This window comes from Pantoea phosphatilytica (assembly GCF_051025615.1).
In the GTDB taxonomy this organism is placed as follows: domain Bacteria; phylum Pseudomonadota; class Gammaproteobacteria; order Enterobacterales; family Enterobacteriaceae; genus Pantoea.
Map to the genome: position 1 here is coordinate 59150 of NZ_JBPFDF010000004.1, position 25228 is coordinate 84377.

Below are 25228 nucleotides of genomic sequence, written 5' to 3' on the forward strand. Positions count from 1 at the left end.
CCGCTCCCTGCGAACCTGCCGTCGGGTAAGGTGCCTGTAAAAAACAGAACAGATGGAAGGTGGACGGCAACGGGTTTTGCAGGTCAGGACGCAGCAGTCAGAAAGAGTGCGATGCGGTGGCAGTGACGCAGAGCACCCATTTCGCCTCTGCGTCCGGTCAGGATTAACGTCCTTTTTTCTTTCGTCCGGGCTGAGCAAAACGCTTGCGGGAAGCGCCGCTGGTGTCCGGTTTCGCAGCACTTTTCTGTGGCTTCCTGGCCGGGGCTTTCGCTTTCTTCGCGGGTTTATCTTCTGACGAGGAGTTTTCCAGCAGTTTAAACAGCTCAATCAGTTCATCGTCGGTCAGATCGCGCCACTCCCCCAGCGGCAATCCCTTGAGATTGACGTTCATGATGCGGGTGCGTTCCAGCTTCGTCACTTCATAGCCAAAATGCTTACACATGCGGCGAATCTGCCGGTTCAGCCCCTGCACCAGGGTGATGCGGAAGACAAACGGCGCTTCCTTTTTTACCTTACACTTTTTGGTGACCGTCCCCAGCATCGGCACGCCCGCGCCCATCCCGGCGATAAACTCATCGGTGATCGGTTTGTCGACCGTGACCACATACTCTTTTTCGTGGTTGTTTCCCGCCCGCAGGATCTTATTAACCAGATCGCCGTGGTTGGTGAGGAAAATCAGGCCCTGCGAATCTTTATCGAGCCGGCCAATCGGGAAGACGCGTTTGCTGTGGTTGACGAAATCGCTGATATTATCGCGTTCACCCTCTTCCATCGTCGTGATGATCCCCACCGGCTTATTCAGGGCAATCAGCACCAGATCGTCTTCGTCGCGCGGTTCGATAAGCTGACCGTTAACCTTCACCACGTCGCCTGCAAACACCTGCGCGCCCACAGTAGCGCGTTTGCCGTTAATGAAAACGTTGCCCTGCTCGATGAAACGATCGGCGTCGCGACGGGAGCAGATGCCGCTCTCGCTGATGTATTTGTTGAGACGAGTTGATGAGCCAGTCAGCATGATTCCTCCAAAAAACGCGGACTATACCTTACCGGCGGGGGCTTGCGAAGTCTTTGCACGGGAAACTTTTGCCCGGCCAGGCCCGCCGGATGATCGCAGACATTCACAGCGTAATCGCCATTTCCATACAGCGTAAATCGCTGCCCGCCAGCTTAGAAGGATAGAGACTTTCACCCAGCGCCCGGAAGCCGTGCCGCTGATAAAAACTGACCGCGTTCGGCGTCGACGCCAGCGTCAGCTGCTGATAGCCACGCTGCCGCGCCTCCGCTTTGATGGCGTTGAGGATCAGCCCCGCCATCCCCTGCCCGGTGCAGTCCGGCCGGGTGAAAATCGCCTCTACGCTGGCGGCGGCAAGATCGAGCGCGCCGGTGGAGACCGGGTCCCCATCCGGGCCGTCGATTACAAAAAATGGGTTCTCGCGGATCATGGCAGGAAAGCTGGCCGGCATCCTGTCCGGCGTCCAGGCGGCGATCACATCTGCGGGATAGACCTGCTCACAGCCATGACGGATGGCCAGATTGCGGATATTCCATAAACGGTATGCCTCTTCGGGTGACGCCTGTCTGACAATCATGCTGCTCTCCGGCCCGGAAACGTAACCGCTACGTTATCACATTGTTCTGCTGGCTTCTGCAGCGGCCTGACACAGGCGCCGTCGCGGTTTCTCCCTGCGGCGACGGCCACGCCCAGCCCGATCAGAAACGGGCGTTCAGCCCGACATTCCAGCTTACCTGATGCGTATCGCTGTTGCCCGCCACCGCCGAGACGCCCGCGAACGCATTGACCGACGTGCCGAGCGGCACGCTCGCGCCGACGGCCATATCAACCCAGTTATCATCACGGGAGGCGCTGCTGCGGGTAAAGGCGGTACGGGTCGATTTCAGTCCGGCGGTGACGGCCGAATCGCTGTCACCGAACTGATGGTTATAACTCACCTGCGCCCAGGGATTGATCGGTAACGCTTTGGTATCGATGCGCCAGCCCAGCGAGCCGATCTGTGAATGCAGGGTCTGGTCGCCAAAGCGCATCGCGGTGCTGCTGTTCCCCGTCTCTTTATAGCCATCGACCTGGGTGTAGTCGAGCGCATAGCTGGCCATCGGGCCGGTGGAAACGTAGCGGCCCAGCGGCATATCCCAGCCGGTCTGGAGCCGCATGCCCATCAGGCTGCCGTTGCTGCTGCCCTTTTCGGTGCGGGTTGCCGGTCCCAGCCGGATCTGACGCGCGATGTGGTCAAAATCGAGATCGGCATAATGGACATCCGCGTTAATCCATCCGCCATCGGGGTCACTGAACTGACTCCAGAGCGCCACCATGTTGCCGCGCAGGCGGTAATCGAAGCGCGACGAGGGTTGCTGGCGCTCAGAGGTGGTCGAAAGCATCGCACCCGCCTGCCAGTTATCGCTGAGCTGATAGCCCACGCCCACGGTGCCGGTGGCGCTGGTGGCATCGCCATCCTGCAGGCTGTTGCCGTGAAAATCACGCCGCTGTCCGGCATAGCCGCCAAACAGGGTGAACTCTCCCGCGTCGGCGGACTGCTGACGCTGCTGCTGCAGATGGCCATCCAGCGTGTTGTGCGCATCGCCCACCAGCATCGTGGGTGCCTGACTCAGTGCCGCCACCTGCAGCGGCGCATTCAGCACCGACAGGACATAGTCAGCGATCAGCGCATGAACCGCCGGGCTGGGGTGCAGGCGGTCCGCAAACAGATACTGCTGCGCCTGAGAAAATCCCGCCGTTGCGCTGGTGCAGTCCTTCGCAGAGACCCCCGGCGGGCAGGCCATACCGGCGGTGTTGCTGAGGCCATACAGCCCGGGGTTATCGATCACCTCATTAAACAGCCCGTTAATATCCACGCGGGCGATGTTGCCGCCTGCGGCCACCAGTCCCTGCTCTTCCGTCTGGTTATAGCGATCGGTGAGGAGTGCGGCCTGCTGGCTGAGCAGTTGCCAGGCAGCGATCAGCTGCTGCGCAATCGCATCACGAATCAGCGGGATTGAGGAAACCTGACCTGCTGCCTCGCTCAGCGCCGTCTCAATCGCCTGTTGCCTGGCGGCACGATCCGCTGTGGTGGCGGTGCTCAGCGACTGAAACAGCGCCGCCGTGGCGGGCTGTGCGGCTGGCCCCAGCACCTGCAGAATCGCCTGCAGCAGTGCGGGTGTCGCGCCGACGTTCGGCACCGTTGGAACAATGACCGTTCCGGCTCCGGCATTCAGCAACTGGCTGACCTGCAGGGCCGCGGCGCTGGCGCTGTTGTCCACAATCTGCCGGGCGGTCAGGGGGGATAACGCCGCCGCCGCTAAGTCGTTGCCGCCAATCCAGTGAATGTAGAGCCCGTCCGGGTCGGCCCGCCCGCCACGCGCGGCGAGGTAGCTCGCGAGCTGATCCTGGGTGTTAAACCGGGGATCGATCGCGGGCACCGCCACGGCGCCACCTTCCGCATAGTTGCGTCCGCCCTGCGACGAGGGCCGCAGGCTATCGCCCAGCGACTGCGCCACAATATCGTCATACAGTGGATGGGTTGCGCCGTCATAGGTATAACGCCCGACGTTTCCGCCATCACTGAGGCTATCGCCAAAGACGGTCAGGTTGTCCCAGGCCGCCGCAGGCAGCGGCGACAGCAGGCTCAGCGTGGCACAGCAGAAAAGGTATTGCGCGTGAAGGGGTTTCATCAGCAGCTCCGCACAAATCAAAAGGAAAGGAAAAGGTCTGCGCTGCCCACGGGGATCAGCACGCTGTAAGCGTAGTCGTCCTGAAAAATTGACGGCTCAAAAGGCGCGATCGCGCTCGCAAAGCGGAAAAATTTGCGTTAATCCGCCCCCGCGTGCTGCACAGGCCGGGGTTGCGCCATTACTTTTTGCCGGCGGGTTTCAGGCCGCGATAGAGATCCTGCAAGCGTTTCATCGTCTTAACCGTGCGCTGAGGCAGCGTTGAGGCCACCGACAGGATAAGCATCTCCAGACAGACCATAATCGTGCCGTGCAGCGGAATGCGTCCCTTCTCGCCGCCGCGCGGCACGGTGATAACCACGTTCGCCTCGCGGGCAAAAAAGGAGTCGGTGGCGTTGGTCAGCAGAACAATCGGGATATCCAGCCGCTTTGCTTCGCGTACCACGGTCGTTCCTTCCCGGTGTGCCGACTGCTGCGCCATCATCACCAGCACGTCGCCACGCTGTAACGCCAGCATCTGCTCTGCCAGGGCAATGCCGGCACGGTTCAGGGAAAAGGCGGGCAGACCAATCCGGTTAAGCAGCCGCACGCTGTAGTCGGCCAGAATGCCCGACGCATTAATGCCGAAGATCGCGACCTGGCGCGCTTCGCTCAGCAGGGTGACCGCATCGGCGACCGCGCCCCGGTTCTGCGGCTGCGACAGGATCTCGCAGGCGTGCCGGTGGCCCTGCAGCACAAAGTCAATGGCACTGTTCACGTCGCTGGTCACCTCGCTGACGGTGGTGATCATCTTATCTTCGGAGGTCAGCGACGGACCAAACCAGGCTTTCAGCGTCTGTTTGAGATCCCGCAGCCCGCTAAAACCCAGCGCCTGTATGGCGCGGATCACCGTGGCATCAGAGGTGTGGTTCGCCTGTGCGATCTCCATGGCGGTGCTTTCCAGCACCGTCTCACGCTGCTGATCGAGATAGCGGGCCACTGCCAGCAGGCGCGGCGAGAGCTGTTTCTCGCGCGCACGCAGACGCTCAGCCAGTACATCCACCCTGCTTTTTACCGCTCTGTTCTGTTTCATGCTCTGCCCGCTGCCGGTTTTAAGGCCAAAAATGTAGTAAATGCGTCGTTGCCTTTTCGCTTTCACCTGCGGATTACAGGGATTTAGTGTGCCACCCAGTGTAATTACCTCACTAAAAAGACTTACTTTTAGCAAGTTAAACGCTGTCCCCAGCAGAATTTACGCACTAGCCGGACACGCTGAAATGTAGCAAATTTCTCGCAAATTTTATTTACTACTACATTAGCTAATGATTGAATGATTCTCAATTACAGATGAGAAGAATTGTCGTCCGGCCAGGATTTCCCGGACGCGGCCTTTCTCTGATTACGTGGCTGCCCGTTGCAGCAACCTCCAGGATCGCCCTGCATCGCAGATTGCCCGTGTTGCAGCGCATTAATCGCTTCAGAAACGAAAAGAAAAATGAAAAACAGTTCAGCTATCCGTTGTCCGGCTCGCTACTCCGCCCTTGCTCTGGCGATCCTCAGCAGCCTTACTCTGCCGCAGGTCCATGCCGCTACCGACAGTTCAGCCGATATGACAGTGACCGCGAATGCCGGTGAAGATGGCCGTTACAGCGCCAGCGAGAGCAGCGTCGCCAGTAAAATGCCGACGGCGCGGCTCGATGAGGCGCAGTCGGTCAGCGTGGTGACGCAGCAGCAGCTGGAGGATTATCAGGCCAGCTCGCTGGCGGATGCGATGCGCTTTGTCAGCGGCGTCGCCGAGGCCAATACTCTGGCCGGAACAGAAGATGGCTTTGTGCGGCGCGGATTCGGCAGCAATGCGGATGGTTCGATCTACCGCGATGGTATCCGCAGCAGTCAGGGGCTGAATTTCGATGCCACCACCGAACGGGTTGAGGTGCTGAAAGGCTCCTCCTCTCTGCTGTATGGCATTCAGAATCCGGGTGGTGTCATTAATGTGGTCAGCAAAAAGCCGCAGTACAGCTGGCACGCCAGCGTTGCCGGACGTTACGCCAGCGAGGGCGGCGGCGCAGGCTCCCTGGATGTCACCGGGCCGCTGGGCAACGGTTTCGCTTTCCGGCTGATCGCCGAAAAACAGAATCAGGATTACTGGCGTAATTTCGGCAGCGACGATCACACCCTGGTCGCTCCTTCTCTGCAGTGGTATGGCGAGCAGGCGAGCTTCCTGATCAGCTACGCCGATTACCGCTACGATATTCCTTACGATCGCGGCACGGCTTTTATCGACGGCAAACCCATCGATCTCGGTTATACATCGCGCCTGGATGACAAAGCCAATCACGCCTGGGGCCACAACAGGACCCTGAATGCCAGTTATGAGTGGCAGTTTAATGACGAGTGGCGCACCCGCCTGACGCTGGGCTGGAACCAGCGTCGTTATGACAACAATGAGGTGCGGGTGACGGCGGTGAATGCCAGCAGCGGCGTGGTGACGCGCCGCGCCGATGCCAATCGCGGGTTTAACCACAAAACGAAATATGTGAGCTGGGATCTGCTGGGTAACCCGGAGCTGCTGGGGATGTCACACGCGCTGGTGGTGGGCACCGATTATGAGATGAACCAGACTTATCGTGCCCATCAGTATCAGGGCCGGGTCAATCGCCAGTTTAATTACTTCTCTCCGGCGTATGATCAGCTCTCCCCCATTACGGACGCCAGCACGGAAAACAGCACCGCCGCCAATAATTTGAACCGTATTCATAGCCGTTCGCTCTATGCCAAAGACAGCATTTCGCTCTCATCTGACTGGATCCTGGTGCTGGGCGGCCGTTACCAGCACTATGAGCAGCGCGCCTCGCGCGGTTTTAATCCGCAGGTGGAGACCCTGAACGATGAGGGCAACAAGTTTCTGCCGCAGGCCGGACTGATCTACAAATTTACCCCTGACCTGTCGTTCTATACCAGTGTCAGCAAGTCGTTTACGCCATCAACCGATGTGGATGATGAGGGCAACGTCGGCAAGCCGGAACAGGGCACCAGCTGGGAAGTGGGCAGCAAATGGCAGCTCTCACCGAAACTGTTCGCCACCCTGGCGCTCTACCGGATCGATGAGAAAGCGATGTCGCTGAATATCAATGGCAGCACGCGGCCCATCGACAAGGCCCGTTCCACCGGAGCCGAAGTGGAGCTGAATGGCGAGATCGCCCCCGGCTGGGATCTGAGCGCGAACTACAGCTACGATCAGGCAGAGATCGTCAGCGACAGGGTGAACCCGGACAACAACGGCAATCGCCTGCAGAATGCGCCGCGTCATGCCGGTGCGCTCTACCTGAGCCATGAGCTGCAGATCAGCGGCGTGCCAGGCTCGCTGCGGCTGGGGGGCGGTGCACGCTATGTCGGCACGCGGGCGGGCGACCCGGATAACAGCTTTACCCTGCCTGACTACGTTGTCGCAGACAGCTTCGTGGCGTGGAATAACCGCCTGTTCGGCGAAAAGACCCAGCTGCGTCTGAACATCAACAACCTGTTCAACCAGCACTACTACAGTTCAAGCGGCGGCAATCTGCGCGTCCGTGAAGGTGAAACCCGCAACCTGATGGTACAGGCCCGTGTTGAATTTTAAATTACTGCGTCGTGCGCTGCTGCTGTTCAGCCTGATGGCGACCGCCTCAGGCGTGAACGCCCGCACGCTGACCGACATCACCGGTCGCCAGGTCACGATCCCCGATCATCCGCAACGCATTGTGCTGGGTGAGAGCCGGATGCTCTACAGCGTTGCGCTGCTGACGCCGGGCAATCCGCTGCAGCACATTGCGGGCTGGCCGCTGGATCTGAAAAAGTATGATCCCCAGACCTGGGCTATTTTTGCCCGCCAGTTTCCCGAAATCAGCCAGATCCCGGCGCTGGGTCTGGACGGGGTCAACGATATGAACCCGGAAAAGGTGATTGCACTGAAACCCGATCTGGTGATCCTGCCGCAGCTGGCGCGCGGCAGCGAAAACAGTCTCCTGCTGGAGAAGATGCTGAGCGCCGCCCGCATTCCGGTGGTGAAGATCGATCTGCGGGTGGCGCTGCTGAAAAATACCGAGCGCAGCATGACGCTGCTGGGTGAGATGCTCAACCAGCCCCATCGGGCCGCTGACTTTAACCGGTTTTATCGCACGCATATGCAGCGCATCGGCGACCGGCTGGCGCACTATCACGGCCCTAAACCCACCGTGCTGCTGCAGCTGCATCTGGGGCGGCGCAGCGAATGCTGCGTGACCTCAGTGAACGGCAGTCTGGGCGAGCTGCTGCGCTTTGCCGGTGGCGAGAATATCGCCAGCCAGCAGGTTAAAGGGGTATTTGGCCGACTGAGCGAGGAGAGCGTGATTGCCGCGCAGCCGAACTTCTACTTCGCAACCGGCACCGGCAGCATCGGTGAAACGAGCGCGCTGAAGCTCGGCCCGGCCGTCACCCCGGCGCAGACCCGTGAAAGCCTGCTGACGCTGACGGGTCAGCAGAACGCGCTGAAGCAGCTGACGGCACTGAAAAACGGTCACGCCGCAGCCCTCTGGCATAACTTCTATCTGAGCCCCTGGCACGTCGTGGCGACGGAGTTCTTTGCCACCACGCTCTACCCGCAGCTTTTCCCTGACGTCGATCCTGAGCAGACCCTGCGGCAGATGTTCCGTGAATTCCTGCCGGTTCCGTTAACGGGCAGCTATCTCTACCGGCTGCCGCCCTCCTCCCCAACCGCATCAGGCGGCTGACGGAGCCGCATTTTTCACCCGGACAATATCGGCCATGACCGACAGCGCAATCTCCGCCGGGGTTTTGCTGCCGATAGGCAGACCGATGGGCGCATGGATGCGGTCCAGTTCGCGGCTCTCCATACCGGCAATATGTTGCAGCCGCGCCCGCCGTTTCTCGCTGTTTTTCGCCGAACCCATAATGCCGATGTAAAAGGCGGGGGTGGCGATCGCTTCCATCATCGTCAGATCGTCAATGCGCGGATCGTGCGTCAGCGCCACAATCGCCACCGCGGCGTGCGCCCCGTTCAGCTCCAGCCAGCGCGCCGGATGCTGTGAAACCAGCGTCACGTTATCCGCCCCGCTGAAATGCGTCTCCAGCTCCGCCAGCTTCTCCGGCCGGTGTTCACAGACCCGGACATGAAAGCCCAGCATCTGCCCGAGCCGGATACACTCATGCGCCACACTGGAGTAGCCCGCTATCAGCAGTTCCGGGATCGCACCAACTGGCAGAAGCAGCTGCTCCTCGCTGGCATCCAGCGCGGGCAGTCGCCTGTCGGTTGCGATCGCTTCCCACTGCGCGCGCTCGCCGGGGCGGATGATTCTGACCACAGGCTGGTCGCCTCGCAGCGCGGCCTGCATCGCCGTGAGCAGCGCCAGCGTGGTGTCGTCAGGCGGCAGGCACTCAATCACAATCTCCAGGCTGCCGCCGCACGGCAGCCGCACGTCCGGGCGGATCCCGCCTTCGCCATAGCGTACCCGCTGACTGGTGGCGCGATAGGCCCCCGCCGCCAGCTGCGCCAGAAAATCCTCTTCAATGCAGCCGCCCGACAGCGAACCGCAATACTCCCCGCTCTCGTTGACCGTCATCAGGGTGCCGGGCGCACGCGGCGATGAGCCATAGGTGCGCAGCACCGTGCAGAGCCAGACTGTCTGGCCTGCCTGACAACTGCTGAGTGCCGCATTAATGACACGTTGATCCAGCGTTATCATGAAAATTCCTTGATTAAGTGCAGATCGGCGGGCAGATCGATGTCATACAGACAGCCACGATCCTGAAGGGGCAATCGTACGGCGGCGGCACTGACCATCGCCTGCGGTCCGGCGTCGCCCTGTAAGGTGCTCAGCGTCGGATAGCAGTGGCGCTGAAAGCCCACCGGATGACCCGGCCTGCCTTCAATCCACGGCCTGACTATCAACGCCTCCGCCAGCGCACGGCCAACGGCGCGGTAACTTTCCGGCGTCACAAACGGCATATCCCCCAGCGCAATCAGCCAGCCATCATAGTGACGGCTGGCACGTACGCCTGCGGCGATGGATTCACCCAGCCCGCCGCTGTCGCACACGACCAGCCTGGCCCGGTTGCAGAGCGCATGTATTGCCGATGCGTCGGGACGTGTCACCACAAAGAGGTCCAGCCCGCTTGCGGCGGCCTGCTCCAGGGTCCGTTGCAGCACCGGTTTGCCGTCCAGGTCGGCCAGCAGCTTATGCCCGCCCGCCTGCTGCTGAAAGCGGCGGCTCAGACCAGCGGCCAGCACAATTAACGCTATCTTCACTGTTTTGCTCCGGCTGGCGTAAAAAACGGGCGCAGACTCCGGTCAGCGCCCGCATCCTTTGAGGCTGATCCGTCATTACGGGTCAGCCATCCGATCAGATAAGCTTGTCGAGGGTAATCGGCAGATCGCGCACCCGCTTACCGGTCGCATGGAACACCGCATTACTGATTGCGGCTGCCACGCCCACAATCCCCAGCTCACCCACCGGTTTGCCGCCCATCGTGGTCGCCTCGAAGTCCGGCTCGCCGACGTTAATCGTGATGATCTCCGGGATGTCCCCGTTCACCGGCACCAGGTAATCCGCCAGATTGTTGTTGATCACCCGGCCATTGCGCGGATCGACAATGCCCTCTTCCATTAAAGCCTGGCCGACGCCCATGATCATGCCGCCTATCCACTGGCTGCGCGCCAGTTTAGGGTTGTAGAGACGGCCGCTGTCCAGCGCCGCCACCATCCGTTTTACCCGGATAGTGCCGAAATCTTCATCGACCCGCACTTCCACAAAGTGCGCGCTCCAGCTGTGGGCAGAAAATTTCTCCGGGCGACTCATGTCGTTCAGATTACGCACCATTTTGTCGCGTTCTTCCTGCGACATCTCCTCCGGGAAGGTGCCGCCTTTGACCGTCAGGCTCTCCACCGGTGCCAGGGAGGCCAGTTGCACAAACGAAAGGCGCTGGTCACTGCCCTGACCCTGCACGCCGTCGCCTTTTAAGGTCAGCGCAGAAACCGGCGTGCCTTTAAGGGGTGACTGCGGCAGTTCGCTGGCCAGCTTCAGCAACTGGTCGCGCATGCGTCTGGCGGTATCATCCACGGCGGCGGTTACGTTGCCCGCCAGCTGCGACCCTCCTGCCACCCCCGCACGCGGCAGCGCGGTATCCCCCAGCTCCACCGCAATAGCGGTCGACGCCACGTTCAGGATGTCGGCCGCGGTCTGCGCCAGAATGGTGTAGGTGCCGGTGCCGATATCTGCGCCAGCACACTGAACAATAAACCTGCCCTCTGGCGTCAGGATGACTTTTGCCTCGGCTGGCAGTTTGTTGACCGGATAGGTGCCGGAGGCCATGCCCCAGCCAATCAGCTCACGCCCTTCGCGCATTGAGCGCGGTGCCATGATCCGCTGATCCCAGCCAAAGGCCTCAGCTCCTTTCTGGTAGGCTTCTTTCAGGCGTCGCGAACTCCACGGCAGGTCGAGCTGATAATCTTTGTCCGCCCAGTTGCGCAGACGCAGTTCCAGCGGATCGATGTCGAGTGCATAGGCCATCTCATCCATCGCCACCTCCAGACCAAAGGCGCTCGGATTTTCGCCCGGCGCACGCATCCAGCCCGGCGTGACCGTGTTGATTGGCCGGACTTCATGCTGCGCGGAGACGTTCTCCACCGCATACATGCGGGCGGTGACCTTACTGCAGTTCTCGGCAAAGACATCAATCAGTGAGGTTTCGCTGAAGCTGCGCTGGATAATCGCCTGAATCCTGCCGTCACGCGAAGCACCCAGCTCCAGCTGCTGCGAGGTGGCCGGACGGCCGCCGAGACCGGTAAAGGTCTGTGGACGGGTCAGCGAGACTTTGATCGGGCGATTCAGCGCGCGCGACGCCACGCTGGCCAGCGCGACGTGCGTGTAGGGTACTGGCTTGGAGCCAAATCCGCCGCCGACGTAGGGCGAGATAATCCGTACGCTTTCAACATCAATGCCCATCCATTCAGCGATCTCCACTTGCGCACCGGCGACCCACTGGCTGGGTTCCCAGACGGTCATGCGGCCATCCTGCCAGCAGGCTACACAGGCGTGCGGCTCCATCGGCATGTTGTATTCACGCGGCGTGGTATAGCGTTCGCTGAGGCGCACGTCGGCCTGCTGCATGGCCTTCTGCGCATCGCCCATGTCGATATCCTGTTTCGATACCGGTTTCGGCTCAACGCCCTCATCGGTGGCGAAAATCAGCGCGTAGTCGGTTTCATACTCAATCTCCACCAGTGAGGCGGCCCAGGTGGCCTGCTCAAAGGTCTCGGCCACCACCAGACCGATGTTCTGGCCGTTGTGAATAATCTTATCGTCCTGGATCGGGGTGTAGGTTGACTGCGCCGCGCCGCCGTCCGCAATAGCGGTGGGCCTGATGATCTTCAGCGGATTAAGGTGGGTATAAACCGCCACCACGCCCGCAGCCTGCTGCGCTTTATCCGTGGACATGCGGCTGATGCGGCCGCTGGCGACGGTGGACTGGATCACCACGCCATAGAGCGGATTGTCCGGTTGATGTTCGACCGCATAGCGCGCCTCACCGGTCACTTTAACTTTACCGTCACCGCGCGAGCGCACCGCGCCCAGCCCCTGAACGGCGCTGGCCGGCTCCGTTAACTCCTGACGTGATGTGTCGTTCAGGTCACTCATGCGGTTTCTCCTGCTGCCATCAGCGCGCGTGCAATCACACGCGGCGCCAGTTTCACTTTGTAAGCGTTATGTGTCAGCGCCTGCGTTTCCTGCGTAATCAGCTCTGCGGCCTGGAACACCCTCTCTTCATTGAACGGCTGGCCCTCCAGCGCCTGCTCGACCGACCTGGCCCGCCAGGGTTTGGTCGCCACACCGCCCAGCGCGATGTGCACCTGACGCATCACGCCATTCTCCAGCGTGAAGCCCGCCGCCGCGCTGGCTGCCGCAAACTCATAGGAGCTGCGATCGCGAACCTTGAGGTAGTGAGAGTGGCGCAGTGCATCTGTCTGTGGCACTTCGATAGCAACGATGATCTCATCGTCGCGCAGATCGTGTTCACGGTCCGGCGTGTCGCCCGGCAGCAGGAAGAAATCATCCATCGCCACCCGGCGCGTGTCGCCCTGTGCGTTCTGCAACACGACAGTGGCGTCAAACGCCACCAGCGCAACGGCCAGATCCCCAGGATAGACAGCGATGCAGCTATTGCTGGCCCCCAGAATGGCATGATTGCTGTTGACGCCATCAAGGGCGGCGCAGCCGGAACCAGGCTGACGTTTGTTACAGGCTGAAAACGTCGCCGGATCGCGGTAGTAATTACAGCGGGTGCGCTGGCGTAAATTGCCGCCCAGCGTCGCCATATTTCGGATCTGAGGTGACGCCGCCTGCCAGAGGCTGCCGTAGATAGCTGGCGCGTTCTGCTGGCAGTCAGGATGATCGGCCAGCTGGCTCATGGTCACCAGCGCACCGGCGGTGATCTTCTGGTCATCAAACTGCAGGCTTTTAAGCGCGCTTAACCCGGTGATGCCGATAAGCTGCGGCGGCGTAAAGACGCCGCACTTCATCAAATCGAGCTGCGTGGTACCGCCCGCCAGCAGCTGACTGCCTGACTGCTGCTTCAGAGTGGCCGCCTCTTCAGGCGAGTGGGCGGTTTTCCAGCTGAATTCATTCATACGGACTCCTTCGCCATTTCAGCCGCAGCCTGTCTGATGGCATCCACGATATGCGGATAGGCCCCGCAGCGGCAGAGGTTGCCGCTCATATATTCACGGATCTCATCGTCCGAACCGGCATGTCCCTCTTTGATGCAGGCGACGGCGGACATAATCTGGCCGGGTGTGCAGTAGCCGCACTGGAAAGCATCGTTTTCCATAAAGCAGCGCTGCACCGGATGCAGTTCTCCCTCCGCAGAGGCCAGCCCTTCAATACTGGTGACTTCAGCACCCTCGGCCTGGACTGCCAGCGTCAGACAGCTCAGCACCCGCTGGCCGTTAACCAGTACGGTACAGGCGCCGCACTGCCCTTGATCGCACCCTTTTTTGGTGCCAGTCAGGTTGAGATGCTCACGCAATGCATCAAGTAAGGTGACCCGGGGATCGACCTGCATCGGGTGCGGCTGACCATTGACCTGCATTGTTAGCGATATTTTTTCCGACATTGTCTGCTTCCCATTGTTGGGGGCTAAAAGATGTAATTTTTTTGGTGTGTCTCTGACGGGAGTGAAATCGGGGAAATGGTGATAACCCTAATCTTTACGCGCGTATCTCTGTCATAAGGTTTAGCAGCTTTTTGGCAATCTGGTGGCAGGGTCGGTAAAAGTCAGCGTTATCCGAAGCGGAAAGCACCGTGAAAACGCGCCAGCGCCCTGCTTCGGGCGGAATGCGGATCTTTTCTCCAGGGTTTCTGCCGGCACTGCGGATAGGTATTTGACCGTAAAGAGCGGGACAGGAATGGGAGCGGAAGTTGACTGATGTGATCGCCAGGGAACGTCCCGGTTTCCTCAATTTTTGCTTGCAGGAAAATGCAGTTTATTTTAGATTTTACTAAATTTAGATTTAACTAAAATAAAGAGATGAACACTCCTTTACAGCTACAGGAAAGCGCCTCGCGCGCAACTACCCTGCTTAAGTCGATGAGCCACCCCCGTCGGCTGCTGATCCTCTGCGTGCTTATCGAGAAGCCTGGCACCTCATCAGGTGAGCTGAGTCAGCTGACCGGCCTTTCGCCCTCGGCAACCTCTCAGCATCTGGCGAAGATGAAAGAGGATGGCGTCATTGCATCTGAAAGAGTGGCGCAGAGAATGAACTACTTCATCAAAGATGAGGCGGTGAAAAAAGTTATCTCCACGCTAAAAGCGATCTATTGTCCAGAGGAGTTCAGATGAGTCCGGAATCTGTTACACCCGAAAAGGCTAAAACACTGATTGAGCATGGGGCGTTGCTCATTGATATCCGCGATACCTCAGAATATCTGCGTGAACACATTCCTGGTGCGCGTTCCTTTCCCCTGACCGATATCCAGGCAGGTAAAACGATAGAGAATCCAGAGGGACGGCCTCTCATCTTTCACTGTCTGTCAGGCGGTCGCACGGCTCAGAATGCCCGTTCGCTCATGGCCGCAGCAGGCCCGGTACCCGCGTTGATACTGGCGGGTGGCATTAATGCCTGGAGGCGCGCCAGCCTCCCGGTGGTGGAAGACAAGAAGCAACCCTTGCCAATTATGAGGCAGGTCCAGATTGTTGCAGGCACACTGATTCTTACCGGGGTTGTTCTGGGTTACAGCATAGACAGCCGTCTGTTTTTACTCGCTGGCTTTACCGGCGCGGGATTACTTTTTGCAGGCGTCAGCGGTATCTGTGGCATGGCAAATTTACTGTTAAAAATGCCCTGGAACAGAATGCATCAATAACGATTAGTAGAGTATGCGCAGATGAGTGCGCTGCTTGCGCCGGTTAAATAGTTAAGCGTTGAAGGTCAGCGATGAGCGAGAAGCGGACATTCATTTTAAATTTTTTCCCAAAACGCCTTCTTGCGATGCATTACCAGCTTTGCCATTAGGGGTGAATATGCTGAGCCCTTACGTAGCAAAGTGTCGGACTAAACAGCGGCCTATAATTATCCCCACCTATTACCGTGGGAGTCAGCATATGTTTGAAGGATTTACACATACACGAGTCAGCCTTTCAGAAGCAGAACTCAATGTGCGATTTGGGGGGATCGGACCACCTGTTCTGTTATTACATGGACACCCTCGTACACATGTAACCTGGTCAAAAGTGGCTCCCGAGCTGGCTAAATCATTTACCGTGGTATGTCCTGATTTGCGGGGGTTCGGTCAATCGTCAAAGCCAGCTGATCAGTTTGATCATGCTGGTTCTTCAAAAAGAGCTATAGCCAGTGGTCACCATATGGCCGAGGAAAATCCAAAAGAAGTCACGGCTGAATTACAGCGTTTTCTGTTGCAACCTTGCTAGCAGCATACAGATATATACTTATAGTGAAAGCGAAGACGCCGCGGTAAACATAAAAAGCCCCTGCTGAGCAGCGGCTTTTTTTATTACTGCACTCTTCGGCAAAACGTACCTGTCAGGCGTACTTAAAAATTTTTTTCTCATGTTTTCGCTTTTGTTGCCGATAACCTGATTGCTGGCTGAGTGATGATTTCACTCAGCATTTTTTTTATTTCAAGCGATAAGGATATTTATGAACAAGCTTTGTGTTGCGGCAGTACTGGCTCTGAGTTTAACCGGCTGTGCGCAGCAGACTTTCGTAATGAAACAGAATCAGGTTGGCGCGGCGACAAAAACCACCAGCCAGCCGTTCTTTGTTTCAGGTATCGGTCAGCGTAAGAGCATTGATGCAGCGCAGGTGTGCGGCGGCCAGGAAAAAGTTAATCGGGTTGAAGTGCAGCAGACGTTTGTTAATGGCTTACTGAGCGTAGTGACGTTTGGCATCTACACGCCTCGTGAAGCGCGCGTTTATTGCGCCATCTGATCATGCCTGAGGCCGGTTCGCCGGCCTAATCCTCCTCAGTTATTAAATCGCATCAATCTATTATTAACTTCTGCTGTCGCACCGCTGTACGGCTTGCCTGCTGACGACGATAAAGCGCTGAGCGCGCGTGAAGAGATTATCGCAGCCCCGATTTCCTTCAGCAGCGTCATGTTGATACCCACAGCCTGACCCGCCTTCTCACTGTTTTACACCCGCAAAAAAACGTTCCCTGTCACTTTGAACGATCCAGGGGAAAATCATCTTCTATACTCAGTGACGTTTATTGCGCTTTGCCGCTGCTTTTCGCGTCCCGTTGGGTTTTCCGTCATTACCTTGTGCATAAAAGAGCGGCATAACCCTGCCTCAGACCTTATTAACGACTCATTTTCTCAGGGGACTTCCTACGATGTTGCACTCTCAATCTTCACGCATGGGTAGCTTACTGCTGCTGCTGGCAGGCGTGATTGGCTTCTCGGTCGCGCTGTACGCATGGCTGACGCCACTCACCGGTGTTACCGGCACCATCGGTGCGCTGGGTGTCGCCATCGCCAGCGCCGTGCTGGCGCTCCTGGCGCTTCTGTTACGTGGCGTATCCCGTCGGGGCATGCGCACTTCGTTAATTATTATGACTGTAGTGCTGTTGTCGGGTATCGGTTTTGCAGCCGCGCTGTTGCATCAGTACCTCATTACAGCCGCGATGGTGATCGGCCTGATAGGTCTGATTATGCTGAGCCGCAACCCCGTTGCCCCTAATCATCGCGCCAGAGCCTGAGGATCCGCCCGTGCATAACAAATACTCAACCATGAAAGTCAGCATGACGGCACTGGCTCTGCTTCTCACCCCGCTGATGTCGCAGGCGCAGGATAAAGCCGCTGAAGCCTCTATGGGGACGCAGGAAAAACTGAACGTGGACGCGGCCGACCAACAATCGCCGGGAACGACAAAAACCAGTAGCGAAGCCTCAACCGGCAAGCGCGATGGAGAGAAAGTCGATTCTGCCCCTCAGACAGGCTCCCCGCTGGTGCCTGCGACTGCCACCTGGGACAGCTTTCATGGTCAGCTCAACGCACAGAAATACAGCCCTCTTAAGCAGATTACGGCTGAAAACGTCAGCAAATTAAAAAAAGTCTGGGAGTTTCATACCGGCGATGTCTCAGATGGTAAAGGCGACACGCCAGCCACCGTCTGGTCGGCCACGCCTATCTTTGCCAATGAGACGATTTATATCGGAACCCCTTTCGATCGCCTGATTGCATTGGATCCAGGCACAGGTAAAGAGAAGTGGCACTATGATACAAAATCTCCGCGCAAAGCTCTGACGCAGCCGGTACTGAAAAACCGGGGCGTCTCTTACTGGCAGGCAAAAAATCCGGTTGCCGGGCAGGCGTGTCAGAAGATTGTCTATATGGGTACCGTTGACGGCAAGCTGTTTGCACTGGATGCCGACTCCGGTAAGCCGTGCACGGATTTTGCTGATAATGGCGTCCTGAATCTTAATCAATGGAACACGATTAATGCTAAATACCCGCTATCCGTGTTGCAGCCGCCAACGGTTGTTGGCAACCACGTCCTGATAGGCTGGGCGGGTAAAGACTGGGCCTATGCTGAAGCGCCTCCGGGCACCGTGTTTGCCGTTAACGCACAGACCGGCAAGCGCGAATGGGTATTTGAAGCGATCCCGGCAGCAATCCGTGAACGTACCGGTACGGCCAACGTCTGGACCCATATGTCCGCTGACGAGGCGCACGGTCTGGTTTATCTGCCCGTGTCGTCCCCTTCCCCCAACTACTGGGGCGGTAACCGCGTCGATCCGATTCCACTCGGCACCTCGACCACCGCGCTGGATATCAATACCGGTCGCGTTGTCTGGTCTCGTCAGTGGGTGCATCACGATGTATGGGATTACGATATCAACTCAGCACCGACGCTGATGGATATTACCGTAAACGGCAAGCAGATCCCGGCACTGATTCAGGCGACCAAGCAGGGTTTCCTGTTTGTAGTGAACCGTCTGACGGGCGAGGATGTCTGGCCGATTGAAGAGCGTCCGGTGCCGCAGGGTGATGGTTCCGTACAGGGCGAAATGCTCTCGCCAACACAGCCCTTCCCGACGAAACCTGCGCCGCTGCTCGATCAATCGAAAAAGCCCGCGATCTGGAAACTGGCGGATGTGGTGGGTGCAGGTCAGTGTTCAAGACTGTGGGATAAGCTGACCTATGAGGGTATGTACACGCCGCCAACCACCAAAGGTGAAGGCGCGCTGACCTATCCCGACAGTGCCGGAGGCGTCCAGTGGGGCGGCGTAGCGTTCGATCCGCAGAAACAGATTGCGATCGTCAATACCTCACACATTGTGCAGTACGTGAAGCTTTATAACCGCAAAGACTACGAAAAAGCGGACAGTGGTTCCGGTAATGAAAACGGTTTTGCACCGCAGGAAGGGGCGCCTTATGGCCTGCGTCTGATGGTGGCAAATAACTGGCTGGGGATGCCATGCTGGCAGCCGCCCTTTGGTGAAATGGTGGCGATCGACATGCATACGGGTGATGTAAAATGGCGTCGCCCGGTGGGGGCATCGCAGCAGTATGGCTTCTTTATGCCGGAAAGCTGGGGTTCACCCACCATCGGCGGCCCCGCCGTGACGGCTGGCGGTGTGGTTTTCATTGGCGCCTCAATGGATGCCAAAGTCCGTGCCTACTCGGTGGATAACGGTGAGGAACTGTGGTCTGATCAGGCCGAAGCCCCTGCCGTAGCAAACCCTTCAATCTACGAGTATAAAGGTCGTCAGTATGTTGCTTTCGTCGCGGGGGGCAACACCATCCTGAAAGATCAGGTGGGCGATCAGGTCGTGGTATACGCGTTGCCTGAGTAATCGTTTGTAAGACGCCTTAATGCACGCATCGTGGGGCCTCAGTGCCCCACGCTTTAAATGCAGCAGAGCGTCTGTTGATTAGTAACGACTGACCAGAGAAAACCTATTCCCTCGCATAGGCCTTGCGGACATGGATGAGCTCGACCAGTGTAATAACCGGCCGCAGCAGCAACTGCAGGCTGCCCGCCACAAATAACCACGTTCCGTCAGTCATCAGGGAGTCGTAAAAGAAGAAAATACTGCCGATGAAAAACCATATCGCTATCAGTAAATCGTTCAGCGCACCCAGCGCCCGATAACGCCGCTCGATAATTATGTGGTCGGCCCCGATGTCTATTTCTGCTTCGCGCTTTCGCATCCACTCCCCATGCTTAATAAACTTTTCTGTCCTGATAAGATTAGCACCCGTGTTGTAAATATTGCTGACGCTGAAGATAAAAAGCAGTCAGCATGGGCTGGAGTGCGATTATCGGGACTGCGCTGGTCCTGTGACTGTCTGTTTAACCACAACACCAGGGCAGCCTCTGCGCAGACCCGTAACGGAGTACCGTTTATGAGTGATATCACCATTTACCACAACCCGGCCTGTGGAACGTCGCGTAATACCCTGGCGCTTATCCGCAACAGTGGCGCGGAGCCAGCAGTGATTTTATATCTGGAGACACCCCCCTCCCGGGACGCGCTTAAAAAGCTGATAGCTGATATGGGTATCCGCCCTCGCGCCCTGCTGCGCAAAAACACAGAGCCGTATGAGCAACTGGGGCTGGCAGAAGATCGGTTCAGCGATGACGAACTGCTGAATGCAATGCTGGCTCACCCCATCCTTATCAACCGTCCGGTGGTGGTGACGCCGCTCGGCACAAGACTCTGTCGTCCGTCTGAAGCGGTTCTGGATATTCTGCCCGACCCGCAGCAGGGAGCATTTACCAAAGAGGACGGCGAAAAAGTCATTGATGAACACGGAAACCGGATCAGCCACTGATTTTTCAGTGTGCTGCCAGCGGAAGGGAGAGGCAAAAACAGAGGCCAGCTTTTTCATACGCTTCCGGTTAACGGCGTTGAGTCACCTGTTTTTCTGCGGACGGGATGTAGCGATCTTATCCCGGCGCTGTTCAGCGGAGGCGGGGTGGCGACGCCCGATCACGACAGAGATCGCCGTGATGAACAGGGTAAGGATGGCAGATAAAAGCAGCGTACCGGGTATCCCGTATCGCTCCAGCAGCATGGCGTAAACTGACGGGGCGATCGCCGCGAGGAAAAAAGCGGGTGACAGCAGTATGCCTGTCCTGCGGGCATACTGCTGCGGCTCAAACAGTACCAGCGGGAGTACGGCCTTTACTACCGTGCTCAGTCCGTTCACAGCGCCGTAACTCAGAACAAAGATGGCTGCAGCCACAGGATTCACGTTCCCCGCCAGCCCGGCCAGAAAGCAGAGTGGCAGAAGAATACCGATAATCAGATTCAGACGGACAGCAGAGGTTCGTGCGCCAGAAGCAACGTCCAGCAGTCGGGCGCTCACCTGCCCCACCCCCCACAACATGCCGGTCATGGCGGACATGCCCCAGGCGGCCAGTATCTGAGGAAAATGAGTGGATACGCCGGTGGAAACAAAGCTCATCAGTGCTATCAGCGTGGCGTACCACAGGCCGCTGACGGATGCTTTTCGCTCTTCTGCTGTTCCGCTTGTCGCACGCGCGGACTGCCCGGTAACGAAAGGGTTACGCCGGTGCCCTGCCGGAACGGTGGACAGGAGAAGCAGGCTGACGATGCCCGCACAACCGTAAACGATAAGAGCATGCCGCCAGTCGGTAACATGCAGTAGCGCAGCGCCAGCAGGCCAGAACAGGGCTGAAGCGAGTCCACCCAGTAATGTAACCAGGGCGACCGCCCGGCGGGCCGCTGCGCCAGTAATCTCCACAAGCAGAGCAAACGCGGCATCATACAGAGCGAGTCGCATACCGGCTCCCATCAGAAGCCAGACGGCCACCCACGATGTGGTTGAACGGGTAAACGCCATCAGAAAACAACCGAGGATAATGGCGAAAGTACCCGCCATCATCATTGTTCGTCCGCCGGTACGGGCGATCAGGGGGCCGGTGAGCGGCGACACAAGCCCCATAACGAGCATGGCAATAGTCAACCCGAAGAAGGTCACAACCGGCGACCAGCCTGTCTCCGCCATGATGGCAGTCCCGAAGACGCCCGGCATATAGAAGGTAATACCCCAGTTGATAAGCTGCGTCATGCCAATGCAGAAAAGGGTGCGTCCTGTCAGATGCCCGTCACTCAACCTGCGCACTCCGGCAATGTGGCGTTCCCCTGCCCGAGCGTACGCTGCAGGATGACCGTATCGAGCCAGCGTCCATGCTTGAATCCTACGGATTTAAGGGTCCCTGTCATGCTGAAGCCTGCCGCACAATGCAGGGCAAGAGAGGCGGTATTTTCGCTGTTTCCCACCACGGCCACGAGCTGACGGAAGCCCTTAGCCTCTGCCCAGGCAACCGCACTTGATAACAACTTTTTTCCGATCCCCTGTCCCTGGCTGCCGGGGGCAATATATACAGAGTCCTCCAGGGTGAACCTGTATGCATGCCGTTCACGATAGCGTGACAGGTAGCAGTATCCGCTGACACTGCCCGCCTCAACCGCCACAAACCAGGGTAATCCTGCTGCACGCAACTTTTTCATACGGGCTGTTATTTCAGCCACGTCCGGCGGTTCGGTCTCAAAAGTGGCAGTGCCATGCAATACGTGATAAGCATAAATCTGCTGGATGGCAGGAATATGTCGTTCATCTGCTTCGGTTATTTCCATCGGTACGGCTCCTTTCAGGTCAGAAGCGGAGACTAACCCGGATGAATAATTTGAGGCAGTCAGCAGGACTTATCAGCGGCATAAGGAAAATTTTGGTATGGCTAACCTGAACCTCGATCACCTTGCTACTTTCAGACTGGTCATCAGCCGGGGCAGTTTCTCCGGAGCGGCTGAGGCACTGGGTCTGTCACAGCCTGCAGTGAGCCTGCAGATCAGACAACTGGAGCAGGCGCTTCAGGTCCGGCTGATTGAGCGCACCAGCCGGGGAGTCAGGCCCACACCTGCCGGGCTGACGCTGGTTGAACACAGCCTGAAAATTGATGCTGCGGTCAGTACAGCGGTTGAATCGGTGTGCCTGCACTCCAGCGAGATAAGCGGCACAGTGACTGTCGGCACAGGCGCAACGGCCTGTATTCATCTGCTGCCTCCCTTACTGCAGCAGCTGCGACAGGCTCATCCCCTGCTGAAGGTGGACGTACGCACAGGCAACACGTCCGAAATTGTACGGGCCGTAGAGGAAAATCGTATAGATATTGGCCTGGTGACGCTGCCAGCCACCGGTAAAAATCTGAGCATTACCCCGCTGGGTAGGGATGAGTTCGTCGTCATCATGGAAAAGGATGTCGCGGCGCTGAGCGCGAAAATCTGGACGCCGGGCGCCTTGCTGCCGCTGCCCTTGATCATTTTTGAACCGGGGAGCGGAACACGCGCCCTGATTGACCACTGGTTCCGTGAGGCGGGACATGTGGCCTGCCCGGTCATGGAGCTTGGCAGTATCGAGGCGGTTAAAAGAATGGTCCGTGCTGGTCTTGGCTACAGCATTGTTCCCCGGATGTCCGTTGCATCCATTGAAGAAAGATCGGGGCTCGATATTTACCCTGTGACGCCCTCTCTTCACCGGACGCTCGGAGCCGTTATGCGGGAGGATCGGATTGTAAGTAGAGGAATCAATGAAGTGCTGAAAAGCCTGAACAGCTGTTTTGCAAAAACCGAAAGCAGATAGATGTTATCGGGCATCCAGGCCGGACAGGTGCGGACTGAAGGGGAGAAGTCTCCCCGCAGCATGAACCCGCTTACCCCTGCCCGCTTCTGGTACTGAGCGGGCAGGCCAGCCAACGTCCGCTATGGGCGAAAAGCGGACGTTGTCATACCAGGGTGAATGTCTAACGAACTAAACGTCTTATTAATTTTGAGGGCTCGTTCTGAAAGATTCAGGCGGCTGTTTATGGTTGAATAGCGAAACGGAAATCAGCTTTTACAGCATCAGAAGGATGCTTCATGCGTACTCGTCAGTCATCTCGGTTAATTATTGTTTCACCTGACAAAAATGTTTTGCTGTTTAATTTTTCCCACGAAAATGACGCATTAAGCGGCATGTCCTACTGGGCGACGCCTGGCGGTGGGCTTGAACATAATGAATCCTTCGAACAGGCAGCGCTCAGGGAGCTGCTGGAAGAGACCGGGTTAAAAAGAGATTCCGCTGGAGCGGTGGTGGCATCCCGAACTTTTCCTATGCAGCTGCCTGACGGAGAGACCGTTCATGCTGAAGAGCATTTCTTTATCATCCATGCTGAAAAGCGTGATGTCGACGACTCAGGATGGAGTGAAAATGAAAAGCAAGTTATTAAAAAGCATCACTGGTGGACATTGAAGGAGCTTGAAGATACCAGCGAAACTATCTTTCCCCACGATTTAATCATCGACATACTCTGCAAAGATTCATCCAGCCCTGCTGAATTCAGTGCATTGAAAGGCGCTTAATTCCGGTAAAACACCCATGTCCGCATCTTGCACAAAGCGGACATTCGGTGACGTTTGATGGTCTGTTATGAGCGGAAAACAGATGTAAAGTTCTTAATAAAATATTAGTACTATAGTCATTTTTAATTTATCTCTCTTGCATTTCTTTATAGCTTTTAGCTATTAATGCAAGCCTAGATGGCCGTCCCTTTCCTCTTCCCATAGGATGTCTTTTAAGGATCTCATCCACCTTTACTTTAAGCAATCCAACGAGTAGTAAGTCAGAACTTTCATCTTCGAGTAAAATTCTATTAGTTTGCTTTTCATACTCTTTCAATTCATTAAATGCTTCAATACAAATATTATTCAAATCACCGTCTGAATTTGTAATAGCCTCACGGATTGCTTCTGGTGATTTCAAGCCTAATGACTCTAATTCTTCATATAATTGCCCAGCATTACTTGGAAAATTTTTACTGTATGTAAAATCCTTTCTCATTCTGACAACAAAGTCGTAGACATCATCAAACTCACCAGTTCTATGGCTAAGCCTTTCTTCTGTTTTTGCAAGCAGCCACTTTATTGTATAATCTCCAGCTTTAGTAAGCGAGCCTAGCTGATCAATAAATTCTTTTTCTGAAGGAGACAATTCCCCGCTGAGAGGCTTATACTGAAGATCATGTTCAATTTCATTAAACACATGAGCAAGGAGACTACAAACTTGTATTTCACAAGTTGTTCCTTTTAAATTTTCGTTAGTACCTGACAGGTCTTCTTCAGGAAGATAAACCTGGCAGTGTGTGGCTCGATAATGCCTATATTTTTCGTTTCGATCTATTCTTTCTATTACTGGAACATCGTCATTCTTTCCAACGAAAGAATTAGTTATTTCATCTACAACTTGCTGTCTATCTGATTCAAGATAGGTCGCAATTCTTACCCCCGCTAAATCGCTGATGCCTGAAAAAACCTCATCCACAGAATTGAATTTATTTCTATATTCGCTTTTCCTTAATTTATCAACAAAACTTTTTTGAGATTTCGCACGTCTTTGGACTGTTGCTCGAACCGTTAATTTTTTATGCACTATGTCGTAGCATTTTTGATATGCGATCTCTGCCATTTTTTGATATCGATCATATTCTCGTAGATATCTTTCCCCACATTCATTAATATCTGCATCTGTCAATGGCATCATTTACCCTTACTTTATTCATTGAGAACGGCTATTAGATTAGTTAAAATACGTCTTGCTAATTTCAGCAATCGGTCTCTTCAACTGCTGATCTCAGCTGAAGTGTATTCTACTTATAAATTTAACAGCCTCCATTTGACTACACCTTACCATCATTTTTTTATATTCTAAATTATATTATTCAATCCTATAAAGTAAATGACAATGACTTTAACAACGTCCGCGTCTGGCACATAGCGGACGGTGGCTGCTGAAGCCGCGCGGTGTTCGAAAAGCGGAAGGCACCGACGTCCGCAATTTCGTGAAAAAACCAGCTTGCAGGCAGAGGGTTACCTGCGCGGGTTCAGAGGATAAGCGTCAGGGATGCCGGAACTCTCACTGGTGTGCCGGGTAATAAGGATTCAATTCCTTCCAGGCCGCAGGATCATCACGCCAGCATCCGATGCTGCCAGGATGGTCAGATGC

24 protein-coding genes are annotated in these 25228 nt (G+C 56.6%); 11 read left to right on the plus strand and 13 right to left on the minus strand.

Annotated elements, in window-relative coordinates; translation table 11 throughout:
• Window positions 1–163: 163 nt before the first annotated feature.
• The 4 genes from rluF to ACR6AS_RS15270 form a co-directional block, all read right to left on the minus strand.
• Complete coding sequence (gene rluF, locus ACR6AS_RS15255) at window positions 164–1015, minus strand: 23S rRNA pseudouridine(2604) synthase RluF (protein ID WP_111140975.1); 852 nt, start codon at window positions 1013–1015, stop codon at window positions 164–166.
• A 103-nt stretch (window positions 1016–1118) separates the two neighbouring features.
• The gene (locus ACR6AS_RS15260) at window positions 1119–1589 is read right to left on the minus strand and encodes a GNAT family N-acetyltransferase (protein WP_111140976.1); all 471 of its coding nucleotides are present in this window, start codon (window positions 1587–1589) and stop codon (window positions 1119–1121) included.
• 121 nt (window positions 1590–1710) lie between these two features.
• The gene (locus tag ACR6AS_RS15265; protein WP_434162818.1) at window positions 1711–3684 is read right to left on the minus strand and encodes an autotransporter outer membrane beta-barrel domain-containing protein; all 1974 of its coding nucleotides are present in this window, start codon (window positions 3682–3684) and stop codon (window positions 1711–1713) included.
• A gap of 178 nt (window positions 3685–3862) precedes the next feature.
• Window positions 3863–4753 (minus strand): MurR/RpiR family transcriptional regulator, encoded by an 891-nt coding sequence (locus ACR6AS_RS15270; protein ID WP_111140978.1) that lies wholly within the window; start codon window positions 4751–4753, stop codon window positions 3863–3865.
• Between the two features lie 402 nt (window positions 4754–5155).
• Between ACR6AS_RS15270 and ACR6AS_RS15275 the strand changes: the two genes are divergently transcribed.
• Window positions 5156–7279 (plus strand): TonB-dependent siderophore receptor, encoded by a 2124-nt coding sequence (locus ACR6AS_RS15275; RefSeq protein ID WP_434162820.1) that lies wholly within the window; start codon window positions 5156–5158, stop codon window positions 7277–7279.
• Window positions 7280–7313: 34 nt separating this feature from the next.
• Window positions 7314–8408 (plus strand): ABC transporter substrate-binding protein, encoded by a 1095-nt coding sequence (locus ACR6AS_RS15280; protein ID WP_434163167.1) that lies wholly within the window; start codon window positions 7314–7316, stop codon window positions 8406–8408.
• On the opposite strand, the gene ACR6AS_RS15285 is transcribed toward ACR6AS_RS15280, so the two are convergent.
• The 5 genes from ACR6AS_RS15285 to ACR6AS_RS15305 all read right to left on the minus strand — a co-directional run bounded on the left by ACR6AS_RS15285 (window position 8397) and on the right by ACR6AS_RS15305 (window position 13806).
• Window positions 8397–9380 carry an XdhC family protein gene (locus tag ACR6AS_RS15285; protein ID WP_293772635.1) on the minus strand — a complete coding sequence of 328 codons (984 nt, stop codon included), beginning with the start codon at window positions 9378–9380 and terminating at the stop codon, window positions 8397–8399. The genes ACR6AS_RS15280 and ACR6AS_RS15285 overlap by 12 nt on opposite strands.
• Window positions 9377–9943 carry a nucleotidyltransferase family protein gene (locus ACR6AS_RS15290; RefSeq protein WP_111140981.1) on the minus strand — a complete coding sequence of 189 codons (567 nt, stop codon included), beginning with the start codon at window positions 9941–9943 and terminating at the stop codon, window positions 9377–9379. Before ACR6AS_RS15290 ends, ACR6AS_RS15285 begins: the two co-directional genes overlap by 4 nt.
• Window positions 9944–10037: 94 nt before the next feature.
• Window positions 10038–12332 carry a xanthine dehydrogenase family protein molybdopterin-binding subunit gene (locus tag ACR6AS_RS15295; protein WP_434162823.1) on the minus strand — a complete coding sequence of 765 codons (2295 nt, stop codon included), beginning with the start codon at window positions 12330–12332 and terminating at the stop codon, window positions 10038–10040.
• Window positions 12329–13321: an FAD binding domain-containing protein gene (locus ACR6AS_RS15300; RefSeq protein WP_418798938.1), complete on the minus strand. Its 993-nt coding sequence runs from the start codon at window positions 13319–13321 to the stop codon at window positions 12329–12331. The genes ACR6AS_RS15295 and ACR6AS_RS15300 overlap by 4 nt, the downstream gene beginning before the upstream one ends.
• Complete coding sequence (locus tag ACR6AS_RS15305) at window positions 13318–13806, minus strand: (2Fe-2S)-binding protein (RefSeq protein WP_233498999.1); 489 nt, start codon at window positions 13804–13806, stop codon at window positions 13318–13320. Before ACR6AS_RS15305 ends, ACR6AS_RS15300 begins: the two co-directional genes overlap by 4 nt.
• Before the next feature lie 414 nt (window positions 13807–14220).
• Here ACR6AS_RS15305 and ACR6AS_RS15310 point away from each other — a divergent pair, with 414 nt between their 5' ends.
• The 6 genes from ACR6AS_RS15310 (at window position 14221) to ACR6AS_RS15335 (ending at window position 19014) form a co-directional block, all read left to right on the plus strand.
• Window positions 14221–14532, plus strand: a complete 312-nt coding sequence (locus ACR6AS_RS15310) for an ArsR/SmtB family transcription factor (protein WP_293772624.1) — start codon at window positions 14221–14223, stop codon at window positions 14530–14532.
• Window positions 14529–15056, plus strand: coding sequence for a rhodanese family protein (locus ACR6AS_RS15315; protein ID WP_434162826.1), 528 nt, complete (start codon window positions 14529–14531; stop codon window positions 15054–15056). Before ACR6AS_RS15310 ends, ACR6AS_RS15315 begins: the two co-directional genes overlap by 4 nt.
• A gap of 238 nt (window positions 15057–15294) precedes the next feature.
• Entirely contained in the window at window positions 15295–15621 is a 327-nt protein-coding gene (locus ACR6AS_RS15320; protein WP_434162829.1) for an alpha/beta fold hydrolase, read from the plus strand.
• A gap of 229 nt (window positions 15622–15850) precedes the next feature.
• Window positions 15851–16141 carry a Bor family protein gene (locus tag ACR6AS_RS15325; RefSeq protein ID WP_111140987.1) on the plus strand — a complete coding sequence of 97 codons (291 nt, stop codon included), beginning with the start codon at window positions 15851–15853 and terminating at the stop codon, window positions 16139–16141.
• Window positions 16142–16547: 406 nt separating this feature from the next.
• Window positions 16548–16913, plus strand: coding sequence for a hypothetical protein (locus ACR6AS_RS15330; RefSeq protein ID WP_111140989.1), 366 nt, complete (start codon window positions 16548–16550; stop codon window positions 16911–16913).
• A gap of 43 nt (window positions 16914–16956) precedes the next feature.
• Entirely contained in the window at window positions 16957–19014 is a 2058-nt protein-coding gene (locus tag ACR6AS_RS15335) for a pyrroloquinoline quinone-dependent dehydrogenase (RefSeq protein ID WP_366509716.1), read from the plus strand.
• Between the two features lie 103 nt (window positions 19015–19117).
• Here ACR6AS_RS15335 and ACR6AS_RS15340 read toward each other — a convergent pair whose 3' ends face one another.
• A complete protein-coding gene (locus tag ACR6AS_RS15340; protein WP_418798929.1) occupies window positions 19118–19372 on the minus strand; it encodes a YrhK family protein in 255 nt (84 codons plus the stop codon).
• Between the two features lie 195 nt (window positions 19373–19567).
• On the opposite strand from ACR6AS_RS15340, the gene arsC reads away from it, so the two are divergent.
• Window positions 19568–19996 carry a glutaredoxin-dependent arsenate reductase gene (gene arsC / locus ACR6AS_RS15345; protein ID WP_293772617.1) on the plus strand — a complete coding sequence of 143 codons (429 nt, stop codon included), beginning with the start codon at window positions 19568–19570 and terminating at the stop codon, window positions 19994–19996.
• A gap of 81 nt (window positions 19997–20077) precedes the next feature.
• On the opposite strand, the gene ACR6AS_RS15350 is transcribed toward arsC, so the two are convergent.
• Window positions 20078–21304: an MFS transporter gene (locus ACR6AS_RS15350; RefSeq protein ID WP_111140995.1), complete on the minus strand. Its 1227-nt coding sequence runs from the start codon at window positions 21302–21304 to the stop codon at window positions 20078–20080.
• Complete coding sequence (locus tag ACR6AS_RS15355; protein WP_418798923.1) at window positions 21301–21828, minus strand: GNAT family N-acetyltransferase; 528 nt, start codon at window positions 21826–21828, stop codon at window positions 21301–21303. Before ACR6AS_RS15355 ends, ACR6AS_RS15350 begins: the two co-directional genes overlap by 4 nt.
• A 97-nt stretch (window positions 21829–21925) precedes the next feature.
• On the opposite strand from ACR6AS_RS15355, the gene ACR6AS_RS15360 reads away from it, so the two are divergent.
• Window positions 21926–22831: a LysR family transcriptional regulator gene (locus tag ACR6AS_RS15360; protein WP_111140999.1), complete on the plus strand. Its 906-nt coding sequence runs from the start codon at window positions 21926–21928 to the stop codon at window positions 22829–22831.
• Window positions 22832–23106: 275 nt separating this feature from the next.
• The gene (locus ACR6AS_RS15365; RefSeq protein WP_434162834.1) at window positions 23107–23589 is read left to right on the plus strand and encodes an NUDIX hydrolase; all 483 of its coding nucleotides are present in this window, start codon (window positions 23107–23109) and stop codon (window positions 23587–23589) included.
• A 127-nt stretch (window positions 23590–23716) separates the two neighbouring features.
• Here ACR6AS_RS15365 and ACR6AS_RS15370 read toward each other — a convergent pair whose 3' ends face one another.
• A complete protein-coding gene (locus tag ACR6AS_RS15370; RefSeq protein ID WP_434162837.1) occupies window positions 23717–24766 on the minus strand; it encodes a GTP pyrophosphokinase in 1050 nt (349 codons plus the stop codon).
• Window positions 24767–25228 lie beyond the last annotated feature (462 nt).